The organism is Plantactinospora sp. A48, assembly GCF_055793945.1.
Window position 1 is genome coordinate 1 of record NZ_JBTIXF010000043.1, and the last position, 16,145, is coordinate 16,145.

Annotated in this window: 13 protein-coding genes; 6 read left to right on the forward strand and 7 right to left on the reverse strand. The window is 71.1% G+C overall.

The window, feature by feature from the left end; all coding sequences use genetic code 11:
- Positions 1–166 precede the first annotated feature (166 nt).
- Positions 167–2,452: a catalase gene (locus ACXN5W_RS20685; RefSeq protein ID WP_473159982.1), complete on the reverse strand. Its 2,286-nt coding sequence runs from the start codon at positions 2,450–2,452 to the stop codon at positions 167–169.
- 185 nt (positions 2,453–2,637) lie between these two features.
- Entirely contained in the window at positions 2,638–3,486 is an 849-nt protein-coding gene (locus ACXN5W_RS20690) for a glucose 1-dehydrogenase (RefSeq protein ID WP_473159983.1), read from the reverse strand.
- A 164-nt stretch (positions 3,487–3,650) separates the two neighbouring features.
- Between ACXN5W_RS20690 and ACXN5W_RS20695 the strand changes: the two genes are divergently transcribed.
- A complete protein-coding gene (locus ACXN5W_RS20695; protein WP_473159984.1) occupies positions 3,651–4,226 on the forward strand; it encodes a DUF2243 domain-containing protein in 576 nt (191 codons plus the stop codon).
- Entirely contained in the window at positions 4,226–5,149 is a 924-nt protein-coding gene (locus ACXN5W_RS20700) for a cytochrome c oxidase assembly protein (protein WP_473159985.1), read from the forward strand. Before ACXN5W_RS20695 ends, ACXN5W_RS20700 begins: the two co-directional genes overlap by 1 nt.
- Here the strand turns inward: ACXN5W_RS20700 and ACXN5W_RS20705 are convergent, their stop codons facing one another.
- The gene (locus tag ACXN5W_RS20705) at positions 5,150–6,382 is read right to left on the reverse strand and encodes a cytochrome P450 (RefSeq protein ID WP_473159986.1); all 1,233 of its coding nucleotides are present in this window, start codon (positions 6,380–6,382) and stop codon (positions 5,150–5,152) included.
- Between the two features lie 141 nt (positions 6,383–6,523).
- Here ACXN5W_RS20705 and ACXN5W_RS20710 point away from each other — a divergent pair, with 141 nt between their 5' ends.
- From ACXN5W_RS20710 to ACXN5W_RS20725, 4 genes are all read left to right on the forward strand, one after another.
- The gene (locus ACXN5W_RS20710) at positions 6,524–7,891 is read left to right on the forward strand and encodes an extracellular solute-binding protein (protein ID WP_473159987.1); all 1,368 of its coding nucleotides are present in this window, start codon (positions 6,524–6,526) and stop codon (positions 7,889–7,891) included.
- 7 nt (positions 7,892–7,898) lie between these two features.
- Positions 7,899–8,879, forward strand: a complete 981-nt coding sequence (locus tag ACXN5W_RS20715; RefSeq protein ID WP_473159988.1) for a carbohydrate ABC transporter permease — start codon at positions 7,899–7,901, stop codon at positions 8,877–8,879.
- Positions 8,876–9,805 (forward strand): carbohydrate ABC transporter permease, encoded by a 930-nt coding sequence (locus tag ACXN5W_RS20720; protein WP_473159989.1) that lies wholly within the window; start codon positions 8,876–8,878, stop codon positions 9,803–9,805. The genes ACXN5W_RS20715 and ACXN5W_RS20720 overlap by 4 nt, the downstream gene beginning before the upstream one ends.
- Before the next feature lie 257 nt (positions 9,806–10,062).
- Complete coding sequence (locus ACXN5W_RS20725; RefSeq protein WP_473159990.1) at positions 10,063–11,679, forward strand: amino acid permease; 1,617 nt, start codon at positions 10,063–10,065, stop codon at positions 11,677–11,679.
- Here ACXN5W_RS20725 and ACXN5W_RS20730 read toward each other — a convergent pair.
- The 4 genes from ACXN5W_RS20730 to ACXN5W_RS20745 form a co-directional block, all read right to left on the reverse strand.
- The gene (locus ACXN5W_RS20730; protein WP_473159991.1) at positions 11,661–12,959 is read right to left on the reverse strand and encodes an ArsB/NhaD family transporter; all 1,299 of its coding nucleotides are present in this window, start codon (positions 12,957–12,959) and stop codon (positions 11,661–11,663) included. The genes ACXN5W_RS20725 and ACXN5W_RS20730 overlap by 19 nt on opposite strands.
- Positions 12,956–13,402 (reverse strand): CBS domain-containing protein, encoded by a 447-nt coding sequence (locus ACXN5W_RS20735; RefSeq protein ID WP_473159992.1) that lies wholly within the window; start codon positions 13,400–13,402, stop codon positions 12,956–12,958. Before ACXN5W_RS20735 ends, ACXN5W_RS20730 begins: the two co-directional genes overlap by 4 nt.
- Positions 13,403–13,620: 218 nt before the next feature.
- Positions 13,621–14,343 carry a methyltransferase domain-containing protein gene (locus ACXN5W_RS20740; RefSeq protein ID WP_473159993.1) on the reverse strand — a complete coding sequence of 241 codons (723 nt, stop codon included), beginning with the start codon at positions 14,341–14,343 and terminating at the stop codon, positions 13,621–13,623.
- 149 nt (positions 14,344–14,492) lie between these two features.
- Positions 14,493–16,130, reverse strand: coding sequence for an ABC-F family ATP-binding cassette domain-containing protein (locus ACXN5W_RS20745; RefSeq protein WP_473159994.1), 1,638 nt, complete (start codon positions 16,128–16,130; stop codon positions 14,493–14,495).
- Positions 16,131–16,145 lie beyond the last annotated feature (15 nt).

The window sequence follows — 16,145 nt, forward strand, 5'->3', positions numbered from 1 at the left end:
AAACCCACCCACACCCCCCACACCCCACCAACCACTCCCCTCCCCCACCCTCCCCACACCCCCCCCCCCCCCCCCCCACCACATGCTCAGCCGGCCCGCCGGCCCGCCGGCCCGCCGGCCCGCCGGCCCGCCGGCCCGCCGGCCCGCCGGCCCGCCGGCAGGGTCGTCAGGAGACCGAGGCGGGGAAGCGGTCCCAGACCCGGTGCGTGGCCATCAGCCGCCGCACCCCGGCCAGGACGCCCGTCCCGGAATCGCCGGTCACCACGCCGGGAGCGCCGGCCAGCCCGGCTCGCTCCAACACCACGGCGCCGGCGCCCCAGCCGCCGATCGCCTTGGCGTGCCGCCAACTCTCCTGCACCAACAGCAGTACGCGGGGATCCACGAGCGACGCGTCCGCCGCACCCGCCTTGGCGTCCCGGGCCGGCAGCGCGTCCGGTGCCGGCGCCGGAGCCCCGGCGAGCAGCAGCGCGTCCAGCTCGACCGAACGGCCGGTGGCGAAGGTCCGCTGCACCGTGAGGTCGCCGACCTTGCCGCCGTGAGCGGCTGCGTCGATCTTGCCACCGTGGGCGGCGATCAGCAGGGGCACCATGCCGGCGGCGAACACCTCGCGCCGGACCAGCTCCACGCCGTCCAGGTCACCGTCGGCGTCGACCACGATGCCGATCATCCGGCCGTCGGCCGGCCAGTCCCGGCCCACCTGGGACAGGGCGGGGCTGGGCTCGACCTCGGCGAGCGGGCCGGTCGGTTCCGGGACGGGTAGCCCCAGGCCGACCGCGACCTGCGCGCAGAGCACGGGATCGATGTTGGCCAGGCATCGCAGCTGCCGTTCCCGGATCGGCTGGTGGTAGCACTTGCCCAGCTCGAAGGTGTACGCCCGGATGATGTGCTCCTTTTCGACCGGCGACATGCTCAACCAGAACAGGCGGGCCTGGCTGAAGTGGTCGTCGAACGAGACGGGGTTGGCTCGTACCTTGGGCGCCTCCGTCACCGTCACGGGCACGTCGAGGAAGGCGTTCTCGGCGTCCCCGGCCGGGAACGGGTTGCCCCCGTCGAGCGAGTTCGGCCGGTACGGCGCGACGCCCGCGTGGACGGCGTCCTGGTGGAACCCGTCCCGGAGCATGTCGTTGACCGGGGCGTGTGGACGGTTGATCGGGATCTGCGCGAAGTTCGGGCCGCCCAACCGGGTGAGCTGGGTGTCGACGTACGAGAAGAGCCGGCCCTGCAACAGCGGGTCGTTGGTGACGTCGATGCCCGGTACCAGGTTGCCGAGGTGGAAGGCGACCTGCTCGGTCTCGGCGAAGAAGTTCGTCGGCGTCCGGTTGAGCACGAGCCTGCCGACCGGCTGTACCGGCGCCAACTCCTCCGGGACGATCTTCGTCGGGTCCAGCAGGTCGATGCCGGCGAAGGTCTCCTCCGGGGTGTCGGGGAAGACCTGGACGCCGAGTTCCCACTCCGGGTACGCGCCGGCCTCGATGGCGTCGTAGAGGTCCCGCCGGTGGAAGTCCGGGTCCAGACCGCCGAGCAGTTGGGCCTCCTCCCAGGTCAGCGAGTGGACGCCCAGCTTCGGCTTCCAGTGGAACTTCACCAGCGTCGTCTGTCCGGCCGCGTTGACCAGCCGGAAGGTGTGTACGCCGAAGCCCTCCATCGTCCGGTACGAGCGCGGGATCCCCCGGTCGGACATGTTCCACATGGTGTGGTGCTGCGCCTCGGTGTGCAGCGAGACGAAGTCCCAGAACGTGTCGTGGGCGCTCTGCGCCTGCGGGATCTCCCGGTCCGGGTGCGGCTTCGCGGCGTGGATGATGTCGGGGAACTTGATCGCGTCCTGGATGAAGAAGACCGGCATGTTGTTGCCGACCAGATCGAAGGTTCCCTCGTCGGTGTAGAACTTCGTGGCGAAGCCACGGGTGTCCCGAACCGTGTCGGCCGAGCCCCGGAAACCGAGGACGGTGGAGAACCGTACGAAGACCGGGGTCTCCTTGCCCCTGCGCAGGAAGCCGGCCCTGGTGATCTCCTCGGCGCCGTAGCCCGTGAACACGCCGTGCGCGCCGGTACCGCGCGCGTGCACCACGCGCTCGGGGATGCGCTCGTGGTCGAAGTGGGTGATCTTCTCGCGGAAGTGGTGGTCCTGCATCAGGAGCGGGCCGCGTGGCCCGGCCTTCAGCGAGTGGTCCGTGTCGCGTAGCCGGGCCCCCTGCGCGGTGGTGAGATATTCGCCCTGCTGGCCGTTGGCGGTGGTCGGCGCACCGGTCTGCGCCCCGGTGGGGGTGCGTGTCTCGGGGGCGCCCTGCTCCTTCTTGGGCGGCAGCGGGTCGTGTGGCGTCGTCGGTTCCTCGACGGTGGGCGGGACGCTGCCCGGTGTTCCGGGGACGTCGGGGCTGACGAGGTCGGACACCTTCTCTGCCGCGGCCTCCACGGCTTCCTTGACCATCTTCACGGGCTTGCTGGAATCCATCGAGACACCTCTTCGGGAGCGGGCGACGGCCGGTTGATCCTGGCCCTACCCGGACAGGCGCCCCCAAAACGCCTGTGCGGCGCGGCGGGGGAGGGCCGCGTCGTCCTGGCATCGGCGGGGAGGGGCGGCGGCCCGTCCGGGCATCGCGGCGGGTCCGCGCGCCGCGCTGCCCGGACGGGACGGTGCTAGAGGATGGGCTTGCCGCCGGTGACCGGGATCATCGCCCCGGACATGTAGCTGCCCTCGTCCGAGGCGAGCAGCACGAAGGCCGGAGCGACCTCCTTCGGCTGGCCGGGACGCCCCAGCGGGGTGTTCCTGCCGAACTGCTCGACCTGCTCCGGGGGCATCGTGGCCGGGATCAGGGGGGTCCAGATCGGACCCGGGGCGACACTGTTCACCCTGATGCCGCGTTCGCCGAGCATCTGGGCGAGACCGGCGGTGAAGTTGGCGATCGCACCCTTGGTGGTGGCGTAGGGCAGCAGGGTCGGGCGGGGCATGTCGGAGTTGATGGAGGAGGTGTTGATGATCGACGCGCCGCTGCCGAGGTGCGGCAGCGCCGCCTGGACCAGCCGGAACATGGCGGTGATGTTGATGTCGAAGGTCTGCTGCCACTCGTCGTCGGTGATCTCCTCGACGGTCTCGTGGGTCATCTGGTAGGCGGCGTTGTTCACCAGTACGTCGATCCGGCCGAACTCCTCCACCGCGCGGTCGACCACGGCCTGGCACTGGGCCCGCTCGGCGAGGTCGCCGGCGACCAGTACCGCCCGGCGCCCGGCCTGCTCGACGAGCCGCGCGGTCTCCTTCGCGTCGTCGTGCTCGCTGAGGTAGGAGATCAGCACGTCGGCGCCCTCGCGGGCGAACGCGATGGCGACGGCCCGACCGATGCCGCTGTCGCCGCCGGTGATGATCGTCTTCTTGCCGGCGAGCCGCCCCGAACCCCGGTACGAGTCCTCGCCGTGGTCCGGTTGGTGGTTCATTTCGGACAGGGTGCCGGGTGGCCGCTGCTCCGGCTCGGACTGCTGCGTGTCGGGCATCGGGCTGCTCCTTTCAGGCATCTTTGTTGACAATCCATGACAACTTTGGTGGATCCGGTTACCGGGCACCCGCCTGTCGGTGTTTATCCGGTGCGTCGGGCGGATAAACCGGCCAAAAGGTAGGACACCAAGGGTGGAACCCCCGAGCCGAGCGGAGATCGGTGATGGGAACGACCGTGGACGGGACGAGGGCCGGCGTGGCCAGCCTCCGGTTGCCCGGGATCGTGCTGGGGGTGGGGCTGGGCGGGTTCGCCGACGGCATCCTGCTGCACCAGCTCCTGCAATGGCACCACATGCTGACCAGCACCAACGAGGATCGCATCGGGGTGCGGTACTACAACCCGCACACCGTCTCCGGCCTCCGGATGAACACCGTCTGGGACGGCATCTTCCACACCGTGTGCTGGCTGGCCGTACTGCTGGGTCTGGCGATCCTGTACTCGCGGGTCACCCACGACCGGCGCCGGGTGTGGTCGTCCCGGGGGCTCTGGGGTTGGGTGCTGGCCGGCTGGGGCCTGTTCAACCTCGTCGAAGGCGTGCTGGACCACCACGTTCTCGGCATCCACCACGTCCACGGCGGCCCGCACCGGCTCTGGTGGGACATCGGCTTCCTCGTCCTCGGCGCGCTGCTGCTCGCCGGAGGCTGGCTGCTCCAGCGCGCCGGCCGACCCCTCGGACCCGATACGACCGACCAGTGGGAGGCCACGGCTCCCCGCCGGCCGGCGACCGAGCGCGGCTGATGGATCACGGCCCGGGACACCACCCGTCCGGTCCGGCCACCGAGGGTGGTCTTCCGGAGACGTTGCTGCCCGCGCTGGCGTTGCTCGCCTGCGCGGCCGGCTACCTCTACCTGGTCGGCCGGGCCCGGCGTCGCAACCCCGCCCGGGGCTGGCCGCCCTGGCGGACGACCAGCTTCACGGCCGGTCTGCTCCTGCTCGCCGTGGCGCTCCTGCCGCCCCTCGCGCCGCTCGCCCACGCCGACTTTCGCGGCCACATGGCGCAACACCTGCTCATCGGCATGTACGCCCCGCTGGGTCTGGTGCTGGGAGCGCCCGTCACGCTGGTGCTCCGGTCCCTGCCCGCCGCCCGCGGCCGGGTGCTGAGCACCCTGTCGCACACCGGTCCGGTCCGGGTAGTGACCCATCCGGCGACCGCTCTGCTGCTGTCCACCGGGGGTCTGGCGGCGCTTTATCTCACCCCGCTCTACACCGTCGCCACCACCCACCCGGGCGGGCACTGGCTGCTGCACGCCCACTTCCTGCTGTCGGGCTGCCTGTTCGGGTACGTCATCGCCGGGCCCGACCCCGCGCCCGCCCGGCCCGGCGTGCGGACCCGGCTGGTCTACCTCGGGTTCGCCATCGCCGGCCACGCCATCATCGCGCAGCTGATGTACGGCGGCTTCTGGGTCGACGTTCCGGCCCCCATCCCCCAGGTCCAGCGGGGCGCGGAGATCATGTACTACGGCGGCGACATCGCCGAACTGCTGCTCGCAGCCGCCCTCGTCGCCACCTGGCGACCCGAACGCCGCCGCCGGACCGCGATCGGAACGCCGGCGCGGCGGCCGGGCGATGACGGAACGGCGGCGGTCCGCCCGCCGGACCCAGGTGGATCGGCGGCCCGATGGCCGAGCACCGGCGCAACGGCCGCCCGGACGTCGGCGTGACTATCGAGGTACGGCGTATCGAGGTACGGCGGTGAGCACGACCCCGCTCGCCGGTCGGGTCGGTATCCGGTCCAGCGGGATGTCCAGATCCTGCTCGGGCACGGTGTAGTCCAGCCGGGCCAGCCGGACGGCCAGCGCCGACAGCAGGGCGACCGTGATCGCCTCGCCGGGGCAGCGGTGCCCGGTGTGCGGATTGCCGCCGCCCTGCGGCACGAGGTCGAATTCGCCGATCGGCCGGCCGAGGAACCGCTCCGGCCGGAAGGCGTACGGCTCGGGCCACAGCGTGGCGGAGTGATCCTGCCCGTACAGGTCGAGCAGCACCATGGTGCCGGCCGGGACGGGCTCCCCGGCGAAGGTCAGGTCCCGCACGGCGATGCCGCCGACGAACGGCGCGAACGGGTAGAACCGCCGGACCTCCTGGGCGAACGCCTCCGCGTACGACGGGTCCCCGTCGCGCAGTGGCTGCCGGTGCACCGGCCAGCGGTGCAGCGCATGCCCGGCGAACGCGACGAACCAGCTCACCGCCACGGTCGGCCGTACCACGTTGAGCAGTTCGACGGCCGCGAGCTGCGGATCCATGACCTCGCCGTCGGCCTCGACGTGCTCGACAACGGCGGCCAGCGCCGAGTCGGCCGGGGCGGTGACCTCTTTCCGGCGTACCGCCTCGACGAGTCCGCGCAGCCGGTCCTCCTGCCGGCCGCGTGCCCGGCGGGCCCGCAGGTGTCGGGGCCCCAACGTGCCGAAACCGTCGATCATGCTCACCAGGTCGGCGGCCGTCCCCGGCACGTCGGCGTCGGGCAACGGCAGCCCGGCCCAGCGGAACACCGCCCGGGTGATCACCCGGGACGCCTCGTCGAACAGCACCACCCGGTCGCGTCCCGCCCAGGCCGAAACCGCGTCATCCCAGTCCCGGCCGGCCTGTTCGACGAGCGCCGCGATGCCGTCCGGCGTCATCAGCGCCATGAACATCGCCTTGCGGAGCCGGTGGGTCTCCCCGTCGGTGGTGTGGATCGCCCGCTTGCCGAACAGCGTCCCGAGCACCGGCTCGGGCGCCGCGCCGTGCCGGCGGATCCGCTGTTCGTCGTAGAAGAAGCGGACCGCCTCCGGACCGGAGATGCCCACGGTCCGGCGGCCGAACAGGCGGGTCCGGGTCACCGGGCCGGGCGTGCGGCGCAGCCGGTTCGGCAACCAGCCGTAACCCTCCAGAACCAGACGTACGGCGTCATCGAGCACCCGCTCCGACTTCCCCCGACGGTCGGGCTGAAACCAGTCGTCGGGGAGCCAAAGCGGGAGGTGACCCTCCCCTGGTGGGGTTTGAACTGGTCACCGTGGTGGAAGAGGCAGTTGCGAACAAGTGGGTCCAGGGAGGTTCCGGTGACAGACAAGAGGTGTGCGGCCGCGTTGCTGACGACTCTCGCCCTGGCGGCAACGGTCTCGACGGCCGGTTGCGGCGGGGTCGGTGGCGGGGACAGTGCCGCGGGCGGCGGGGCGAAGGGCTCGGGGGCGCTGACCACGATGGGGTTCGGCTTCTCCGACGAGATCGCCACGACCCGCGTCGACACCTTCAAGAAGGCCAATCCGGACGTCAAGCTGAACGTCAGCGAGGGCAGTTTCGACGAGCAGCAGTTCCTCTCGGCCGTCGCCTCGGGCAACCCGCCGGACCTGGTCTATCTGGACCGGAAGCTGATCGGCACCTACGCGAAGAGCGGCGCGATCCAGCCGCTGACCGACTGCGTCAACAAGCAGGGCATCGACATGGGCCAGTACCGACCGGACGCCAAGGCCCAGGTCACCCTGGACGGCACCGTCTACGGCATCCCGGAGTTCTCCATCGTCCGGGTGCTCTACCTCGACGAGTCGGTGCTCAGGTCGGCCGGGATGACCGCCGACCAGGTCAATCTGGGCGACTGGTCGGCGCTGCCGGGCCTGGCCCGCAAACTGGCCAAGGTGGACGGTGGCAAGCTCACCCGGATCGGCCTCGATCCGAAGATCCCCGAGTTCCTGCCGATGTGGGTCAAGGCCAACGGCGGCGAGATGATCTCCGCCGACGGCAGGACCGCGAAGCTCAACGACCCGAAGGTGGTCGAGGCCGTGCAGACCGCCGCCTCGCTGATCCAGGCACAGGGCGGCTGGGGGAACTTCAAGTCGTTCCGGGACAGCTTCGACCTGTTCGGCGCCAAGAACCCGATCGCGCGCAACCAGATCGGGATCTGGCCGTTGGAGGACTGGTTCCTCAACCAGATCGCCAAGAACTCGCCGAACGCCCAGTTCGTCGTCAAGCCGTTCACCGACCGTCAGGGACAGCCGTTGACGATGACCAACGGGCAGGCGTGGGTGATCCCCAAGGGGGCCAGGAATCCGGACGCCGCCTGCGGGTTCGCCAGGACGATGACCGCCACCGACACCTGGATGGCCGCGGCCCGCGCCCGGCTGGCGGCGCGTAAGGCGCAGAACCTGCCGTTCACCGGGGTGTGGACCGGCAACGTCACCGCGGACAAGAAGATCTTCGACGAGCTGTACCAGCCCAGCGGCAACAAGCGCTTCGACGATGCCGTTCAGGTGATCCGTGCCGCCCAGGACGCCGCCTTCGTCATCCCGGCGTCGCCGGCCGGCGCCGAATTCGACAAGGCGTGGACCGACGGGGTCAACCGGGTGCTGTCCGGGCAGGCCCAGCCGGCCGAGGCGATGGACCGGGCCCAACGGGAGGCCACCGCCGCGCTCGACCGGGCGTCGAAGAAGTAGGCCGGGCATGGCCGCCGTCGCCACCGCCCCCGCCGCCACCGGCGGGGGTACCCGGCCCGCCGCCCGGGTGCGCCGGCGCCGGATGACGCCGACCGCCCGGCGTGAGGCCCGCTGGGCGTACGTCTTCCTGGCGCCGTGGATCTTCGGTTTCCTGGTCTTCACCGCCGGACCGATGATCGCCAGCCTCTGGCTGAGCTTCACCGACTACGACGTGATCAACGCGCCCCGGTTCACCGGGCTGGACAACTATCGCCGGCTCGCCACCGATCCGCAGGTGCTGCACAGCCTGACCAACACGATGTACTACACGCTGCTGCACGTACCGCTGATGATGGCCATCTCGCTCGGCCTGGCGCTGCTGCTCAAGCGGGTCGGCCGGTTGCAGGGCTTCTTCCGGACCGTGTTCTACCTGCCGGCGATGACCCCGGCGGTCGCCGTCGGGGTGCTCTTCCTGCTGCTGCTCAACACCCAGACCGGGCTGGTCAACCGGGCGCTCGGCCTGGTCGGCGTCACCGGCCCGAGCTGGACCACGGACCCGCACTGGGTGCTGCCGGGCATCGTGCTGATGAGCCTCTGGAGCCTCGGTTCCAGCGTGATCATCTACCTCGCGGCGTTGCAGAACGTGCCCCAGGACCTGTACGAGGCGGCCGAGATCGACGGCGCCGGTTGGTGGGCCAGGTTCCGCAGCGTGACGCTGCCGATGATCTCCGGTGCGCTGTTCTTCACGCTGATCGTCAACACCATCGCCGCGCTACAGATGTTCACCGAGGTCTACACCATGTACTTCGGCAACCGGCAGAACGCCGGTGCCTTCAACAGCGACGCGGCCAGCTTCTATGTCATCCGGCTGTTCCAGGAGGCGTTCCAGTTCCTGCACATGGGCTTCGCCTCGGCGATGGCCTGGATCCTCTTCCTGGTCATCGGCCTGATCACCCTGATCCAGGTCCGGCTGTCCAACCGGTTCGTCTTCTACGAGGGGGACGCATGAGCACCGCCGTGGATCAGGACGTGGCGTCTCCCGTACCGGAGCGGGCGCCGACCGCGACGCCGATCCGCCGGCCGGCGGATCACGGCGCGGACGGGCGGCCCTGGTGGTCGCGGACGCTCTACCTGGTCGTGCTGCTGGGGGCCGCCGTGGTCTTCCTGGCGCCGTTCGCCTGGCTGGTCTCGGCGTCGCTGCGACCCCGGGCGTACGTCTTCGACACCGGCTTCCTGCCGGTCCCCTTCGCGCCGGAGAACTACCGGACGGTGTGGCAGGCTGTCCCGTTGCTCACCTGGTTGGGCAACAGTCTGGTGGTGGCGGTCGCCGCTGCCGTCGCGGTGACCCTGTCCAGCGCCTGGGTGGCCTTCGGCTTCGCCTACTTCCGGTTCCCGGGGCGCAACGTGCTCTTCGGGCTGGTGCTCGCGACCATGATGCTGCCGTTCGCGGTGACGATGATCCCGACCTATCTGATCTGGTCGAAACTGGGGCTCATCGACACCCAGGTGCCGCTGTGGGCGGGCAACCTGTTCGGTTCGGCGTTCTACATCTTCCTGCTCCGGCAGTTCCTGTTGTCGCTGCCCCGGGAGTACTTCGAGGCGGCCCGGGTCGACGGCGCGAGCTATCCGCAGCTGTTCTGGCGGCTGGCGTTCCCGCTCATCCGGCCCGCACTGCTGGTGGCGTTCGTGTTCGAGTTCAAGGCAAGCTGGACCGACCTGATGAAGCCGCTGATCTACCTGCGCAACGAGTCGCTGTTCACCCTGCCCCGGGGCCTCAAGGTGATGGTCGACCGGTTCGGTTACGGCGGCGAACACCAGCAGTGGGAGGTGCTGCTCGCCGGTACGGTCATTTCCACCGTACCGATGATCATCCTGTTCTTCCTGGCCCAACGACACTTTGTCGAGGGCATCGCCACCACCGGTCGTAAGGGTTGACAAGGGAAACCGGGGTGGGTGTCTAACGGCCGGAGCGGATTGAGGCAAGGGTCTTGCCGGTGCTGCTGAGGAACCAGAAGTCGTAACCGCTACGGTTCGGCGTCACGCCGGGCTTGAGGGCGGCGACAACGGCCTTCGCGGGCGTGGGTCACGAGCGGGCCGCGCAGGGCGATTGGCCGGTTACGGGCCGGGGTAGCAGACCCGGCACGCAGGACCCACCACCGGGTGGGTCGATCCGGTGGAGAGGGAGGCCGGCCTTGTCGACCTCGTTGTTGCGGACAAAGCCGATCGAGGATGTGATCGCCCAGGGCTCCGAGGACGGTGCCGAGCGGGGCAGGCTGCGGCAGCGCCTCGGGCCGGTCGACCTGATGGGCTTCGGCATCGGGATCGTGATCGGCACGGGCATCTTCACGCTCACCGGCGTCGAGGCCCGCGACACCGCCGGCCCCGGCGTGGTGATCTCGTTCGCCATCGGCGGGGCGGTGGCACTGCTCGCCGCGTTCTGCTACGCCGAACTGGCCTCCAGCGTGCCGACCGCGGGCAGCGCGTACACCTACGCCTACGCCACGCTGGGTGAGCTGGCCGCCTGGATCATCGGCTGGGACCTGCTGCTGGAGTTCGCCCTCGGGGCGGCCGTGATCGCCCGAGGCTGGTCCGGCTATCTGGCTGAGCTGCTCGGCCTGCCCAGCGCATGGTTCAGCGAGGAGGGCAGCGTCGTCAACATCGGCGCCATGGCCATCGTGGTCCTGCTCGGCGTGGTCGCCATCACGGGCATCCGGGAGTCGGCTCGGCTGACCAACCTGCTGGTGCTGGTGAAGGTCACCATCTGCGTCTTCGTCGTGGCGGCCGGCCTGTTCTTCGTGAAGGCCGCCAACCTGACCCCGTTCGTTCCGCCGGCCCGACAGCCGGACACCACCGACGACGGGTTGGCCCAACCGCTGACCCAGGCGATATTCGGGCTGGAACCCTCGGTGTTCGGCTTCGCCGGGGTACTCACCGCCGCCGCCGTTGTCTTCTTCGCGTACACCGGATTCGAGGCCGTGGCGAACCTGGGTGAGGAGACCCGCAAGCCAAGCCGGGATCTTCCCCTGGGTCTGATCGGTACGCTGGTGATCTCCACGGTGCTGTACATCGGCGTTTCGCTGGTGCTGGTCGGCATGGTCCCGTACCCCGAGATCGACCCCGGCGCGCCGATCGCCTCCGCGTTCTCCGCAGTGGGCGCGGGTTGGGCGTCGGCGCTGGTGTCGATCGCCGCGGTCGCCGGACTGACCAGCGGAATCCTGGTCGACCTCGTGGCCATGGGCCGGATCGGCTTCGCCGTGTCCCGGGACGGCCTGATCCCGCCAGCCATCGCGAAGGTCCACCCGCGCTTCGGCACGCCCTACCGGATCACCGCCATCATGGTGGTCGCGGTGGCGCTGCTCGCCGGCTTCGTGCCGCTGTCCGAGCTGGCCGACCTGGTCAGCATCGGTACGTTGTTCGCGTTCGTGCTGGTGTCGGTGGCGGTGCCGGTCCTGCGCCGCACCCGGCCGGAGCTGAAGCGGCCGTTCCGGGTGCCGTTCTCGCCGGTCATCCCGATCGTCTCCGCGCTGGCCTGCCTGTATCTGATGAGCAACCTGTCGGTGGAGACCTGGCTGCGGTTCCTGGTCTGGATGGTGATCGGCGGCATCATCTACCTGGCCTACGGACGCCGGAAGAACCGGCTGGCCCGCCGGGAACAGGCCACCGCGAACGCCGGCGCCGGGCCGGGCGGCGCCGAGCCGGGCGGCGCCGAGCCGGGCGGCGCCGGGCCGGGCGTCGGCGCCGGTGAGGCTCCCGGATCAGCCGCCGTCGGCGACGGCGCCGCCGGTCCGGCTCAGGCCAGCACGAAGTAGCGCAGCCACAGGTACGGGACGGCGAGCGCGACGCTGACCAGGGTCACCAGCAGGCCGTACCGGGTGAACTGCCAGAAGGTGATGCGCTGGCCGGCGCGTTCGGCCAGGCCCAGCACCACGACGTTGGCCGAGGCGCCGACCGCGGTGGCGTTGCCGCCCAGGTCGGCGCCGACGGCCAGCGCCCACCACAACACGTGCGACTGTTCGCCGCCACCGGCCGCCCGGACCATGTCGGCGACGACCGGGCTCATGGTGGCGACGTACGGGATGTTGTCCACCACGCCGGAGAGCGCGGCCGAACCCCAGAGCAGGACCATCGACGACAGCAACAGCCGGCCACCCGTCGCGCCGGCCGCCGCTCGGGAAACCTCCTCGATCACCCCGGTGTTGACCAGCGCCCCCACCATCACGAACAGGCCGGCGAAGAACACCAGGGTGGGCCACTCGACGTCCCGGACCACCGCGTTGGCGTCCAACCGGGACAGTGCCAGCAGCAGCAGCCCGCCCAGCAGGGCCACCACCGACGGCTCCAGGCCCAGCATCGTCTGGAGTACGAACGCGACGGTGACCAGGACCAGCACCCCGACGCTGATCACCAGCAGCCGGCGGTCCCGGATCGCGTCCCGCTCGTTGAGCGTGGCGATCTGGGCGGCCCGTTCCGGGTCGTACCGGAAGGCGTTCCGGAACAGCACCCGGCACAGCCCGACGAAGACCACCATCACCAGCACGATGAACGGGGCCAGGTTGAGCAGGAAGTCGTTGTACGACAGCCCGCCCCGGCTGGCGATGATGATGTTCGGGGGATCCCCGACCAGGGTGGCCGTACCGCCGATGTTGCTGGCCATCGCCTCGGCGATGAGGTACGGCGCGACCGGCACCGCCAGGCGCTCACAGACCAGGAACGTCACGGGCGCGATCAGCAGCACCGTGGTCACGTTGTCCAGGGCCGCCGACGCGACCCCGGTGACCACCACGAGGATCACCATCACCCGGAACGGCCGGCCACCGGCCCGCTTCGCGGCCCAGACGGCCAGGTATTCGAAGGCGCCGGTCCGGCGCAGCACCGCGACCACGAGCATCATCCCGAGCAGCAGGAAGATGACGTTCCAGTCGATGCCGGCTTCCTCGGAGAAGAACGCGTGCCGCCCGTCGGTGGCGCCGATCAGCAGCATCACGGCCGCACCACCGAGCGCGGCGGCCACCCGGTGGATGCGTTCGGTGGCGATCAGGACGTACGCGACCGCGAAGACGACGACGCTGGCCCAGGCGGTCAGGCTCACGTGTCGAGCATCCGGTCGAGCAACCCGTCCAGGGTGATGGCACCGAGCATCGGCTCGCCGTCCCGGGCGACCGCCACCAGCGGGCTGCGGGTCTGCGCCATCACCGCGGCCACCTCCAGCGCGGTGGCCCGGGGATCCACCACGGGCAGTTCGCGGGGCTCCCGTGGCAGGCACTCCCGCACCGACCGGGCGCCCAGGCCGCGCACGAAGACGTCGGCGGCGGCCTCGTCGACCACCCGGGCCAGCGCCGGATCGTCCTGGCAGTACGCCGGGATGGCCATTCTCAGCACCTGCGTGCCGGGCAGGATGGTGGCCGGCCGTCCGGCCTCGTCGACCACGATCAGGCCGGGCAGGTTGCGTGCGGCCATCAGCCGTGCGGCGTCCACCGCCGGGCTGTCGAACGAGACCGTGGGAAACGGTTGGGCGAGGTCTGCGGCGCGCACCGGATGACCCTTCCTGGTCGGCCCGGCCAGCGGAGGACCGCGCACCGGGTACGGCGAAACAGCGCCGACCAGTCTTCCCGGCACACCTGAGCTGATCCTACCGGTTCACCGGCCCACCCGCCCTTGGCGCTCGCCGCTCCTCGATCGAGCCGAGGACGTCGACACCGGCCCCGGGCGCCCGCCGTGGAACGTGAGCGCCCGCCGGGACACGTACGCGCTCAGTCGAAGAACCGGGCCAGATGACCACGGTCCGGACCCGGCTCGTCGTCGGCCAGCGGGGTGAGATCAGCGAAGATCGACGCGCCGTCGCAGCCGGCGTGCAGCGGGTACCAGCGGGGCGTACCCGGTGGGCGCTGGCAGATCCCCTTGATGGTCTGCACGTCCAGCAGCCGGACGTGGGTCGGGTCCGCCACCGCGTTCACGTGTCCCCACCACGGACTCATCACGTGCAGCGTGCCACCGGGCCGGAGCACCCGGTGGCACTCGTCCACCAACGGCAGGAAGTCGAGCAGGTGCTCCAGGATGTGCACCGTGAAGATCACGTCGACCGAGTCGTCGCGTACCGGCAGCGAGCCGGACAGGTCCGCGACCGCGTCGGCCCCGCTGGCGGGGCGCAGGTCGAAACCCAGGTTGCCGGGCCACTGCTTGGCGGCGCCGCAGCCCAGATCGAGCACCACCGGCTCCTGCCCACCGACCCGGACCTTCGACCAGACCGCGAGCACCCCGTCCAGCCGTCCCACCAGCTGCCGGACCAGCCGGTGCTCCCGGTGGTCCGCGACCGTACCGCTCAGATGCGCGACGGCCCGGTCGAAACGCACCTCGACCGCCACGTCCCGGAGCCGTTCGTCGAATTTCGCGAGATCCGTCCACGCGGCGTCCAGGTACTCGTCCATCGCCCGCAGGCGCTCACCGGGCAGCGCGGTTCTGGTCAGCGCGACCATGGGTCACCTCCGGTGGCCCGGCTACCCCGATCCGCGCCGCCCACACCCGGCCGGTCACGTCAGGATCGCGCAGAACCGCCGGGCGTCGCCAACGGGCAAGATCAGGCGGGAAGTCGGGCGGACCGGTCGGGGCGCGACGCGGGCCGTCCTCAGCGGTCGGTGACCCGGCCCGCCGCCACCGCCAGGTGCCGGGTGGTGTGGACCGTCTCCAGCATCCGCCGGTCGTGGGTGACCAGCAGCAGCGTGCCCGGATAGCCGGCCAGCGCGGACTCCAGCTGCTCGATGGCCGGCAGGTCGAGGTGGTTGGTCGGCTCGTCCAGCACCAGCAGGTTCACCCCGCGAGCCTGGAGCAGCGCCAGCGCGGTCCGGGTGCGCTCGCCGGGCGACAGCGTCGCGGCCCGGCGCAGCACGTGGTCGGCCCGCAGCCCGAACTTGGCCAGCAACGTCCGCGCGTCGGCCGGGTTCAACTCCGGTACGTGCTCCCGGAAGGCGTCCAGCAACGGCTGGTCGCCCAGGAACAGCCGGCGGGCCTGGTCCACCTCGCCGACGACCACGCCGGGACCCAGCGAGGCGTGCCCGGCGGTCAGCGGCAGCCGGCCGAGCAGCGCCGCCAGCAGGGTGGACTTGCCGGAGCCGTTGGCGCCGGTGATCGCCACCCGGTCCGCCCAGTCGATCTGGAGGTCGACCGGCCCGAGGGTGAAGTCGCCCCGGCGTACCACCGCGCCGCGCAGCGCCGCGACCACGGCGCCGGCCCGGGGTGCGGCGGCGATCTCCATCCGCAGTTCCCACTCCTTGCGGGGTTCCTCGACGACCTCCAGCCGCTCGATCAGCCGTTCGGTCTGCCGGGCCTTGGCGGCCTGCTTCTCGCTGGTCTCACCCCGGAAGTGCTTGAGATTCTTGTCGTTGTCCGTGGCCTTGCGGCGGGCGTTCCGGACCCCCTTCTCCATCCAGGCCCGCTGGGTCCGGGCCCGGGTCTCCAGGTTCGCCCGGTTGTCCGCGTACTCGTCGTACTCGGCGCGGGCCTGCCGGCGGGCGATCTCCCGCTCCTCCAGGTACGCCGCGTAACCGCCCCCGTAGTACCGGGTCTGCCGCTGGGCCAGGTCGAGTTCCAGCACCCCGGTCACGGTCCGGGTCAGGAACTCCCGGTCGTGACTCACCAGCACCGTACCGGCGCGCAGGCCGGTGACAAACTCCTCCAGCCGGCGCAGGCCGTCCAGATCCAGGTCGTTCGTCGGCTCGTCGAGCAGGATCACGTCGTACCGGCTGAGCAGCAGGGAGGCCAGGCCGGCGCGGGCGGCCTGACCGCCGGAGAGGCTGGTCATGGCGGCGTCCAGGTCCACCGCCAGACCCAGCTCGGCGGCCACCTGCCCGGCCCGCTCGGCCAGATCCGCGGCGCCCAGCGCGAGCCAGCGCTCCAACGCCGTGGCGTACCTGTCGTCGGCGCCGGCCTCCCCGGCGGCCAGGCCCTCGGTCGCGGCGTCCAGCGCGGCCTGCGCGGCGGTGACCCCGGTACGCCGGCCCAGGAACTCGCGGATCGTCTCGCCGGGCCGGCGGTCGGGCTCCTGCGGCAGGTGCCCGACGGTGGCCGTCGGCGGGTTGAGCTGCACCGAGCCCTCCTCCGGGGCCTGGAGTCCGGCGAGGATGCGCAGCAGCGTGGACTTGCCGGCGCCGTTCGCACCGACCAGTCCGAGCACGTCGCCCGGGGCGACCACCAGGTCGAGCCCGGCGAAGAGCATCCGGTCGCCGTGGCCGGCAGTCAGGTCCTTGGCGATCATCGTGGCGCTCATCAGGGCGATCGTATC

Excerpts from the sequence above, each read along its gene's own strand:
- ACXN5W_RS20685 (WP_473159982.1), bottom strand. The coding sequence starts at position 2,452 with ATGGATTCCAGCAAGCCCGTGAAGATGGTCAAGGAAGCCGTGGAGGCC.
- ACXN5W_RS20690 (WP_473159983.1), bottom strand. The coding sequence starts at position 3,486 with ATGCCCGACACGCAGCAGTCCGAGCCGGAGCAGCGGCCACCCGGCACC.
- ACXN5W_RS20695 (WP_473159984.1), top strand. The coding sequence starts at position 3,651 with ATGGGAACGACCGTGGACGGGACGAGGGCCGGCGTGGCCAGCCTCCGG.
- ACXN5W_RS20700 (WP_473159985.1), top strand. The coding sequence starts at position 4,226 with ATGGATCACGGCCCGGGACACCACCCGTCCGGTCCGGCCACCGAGGGT.
- ACXN5W_RS20715 (WP_473159988.1), top strand. The coding sequence starts at position 7,899 with ATGGCCGCCGTCGCCACCGCCCCCGCCGCCACCGGCGGGGGTACCCGG.
- ACXN5W_RS20720 (WP_473159989.1), top strand. The coding sequence starts at position 8,876 with ATGAGCACCGCCGTGGATCAGGACGTGGCGTCTCCCGTACCGGAGCGG.
- ACXN5W_RS20740 (WP_473159993.1), bottom strand. The coding sequence starts at position 14,343 with ATGGTCGCGCTGACCAGAACCGCGCTGCCCGGTGAGCGCCTGCGGGCG.
- ACXN5W_RS20745 (WP_473159994.1), bottom strand. The coding sequence starts at position 16,130 with ATGAGCGCCACGATGATCGCCAAGGACCTGACTGCCGGCCACGGCGAC.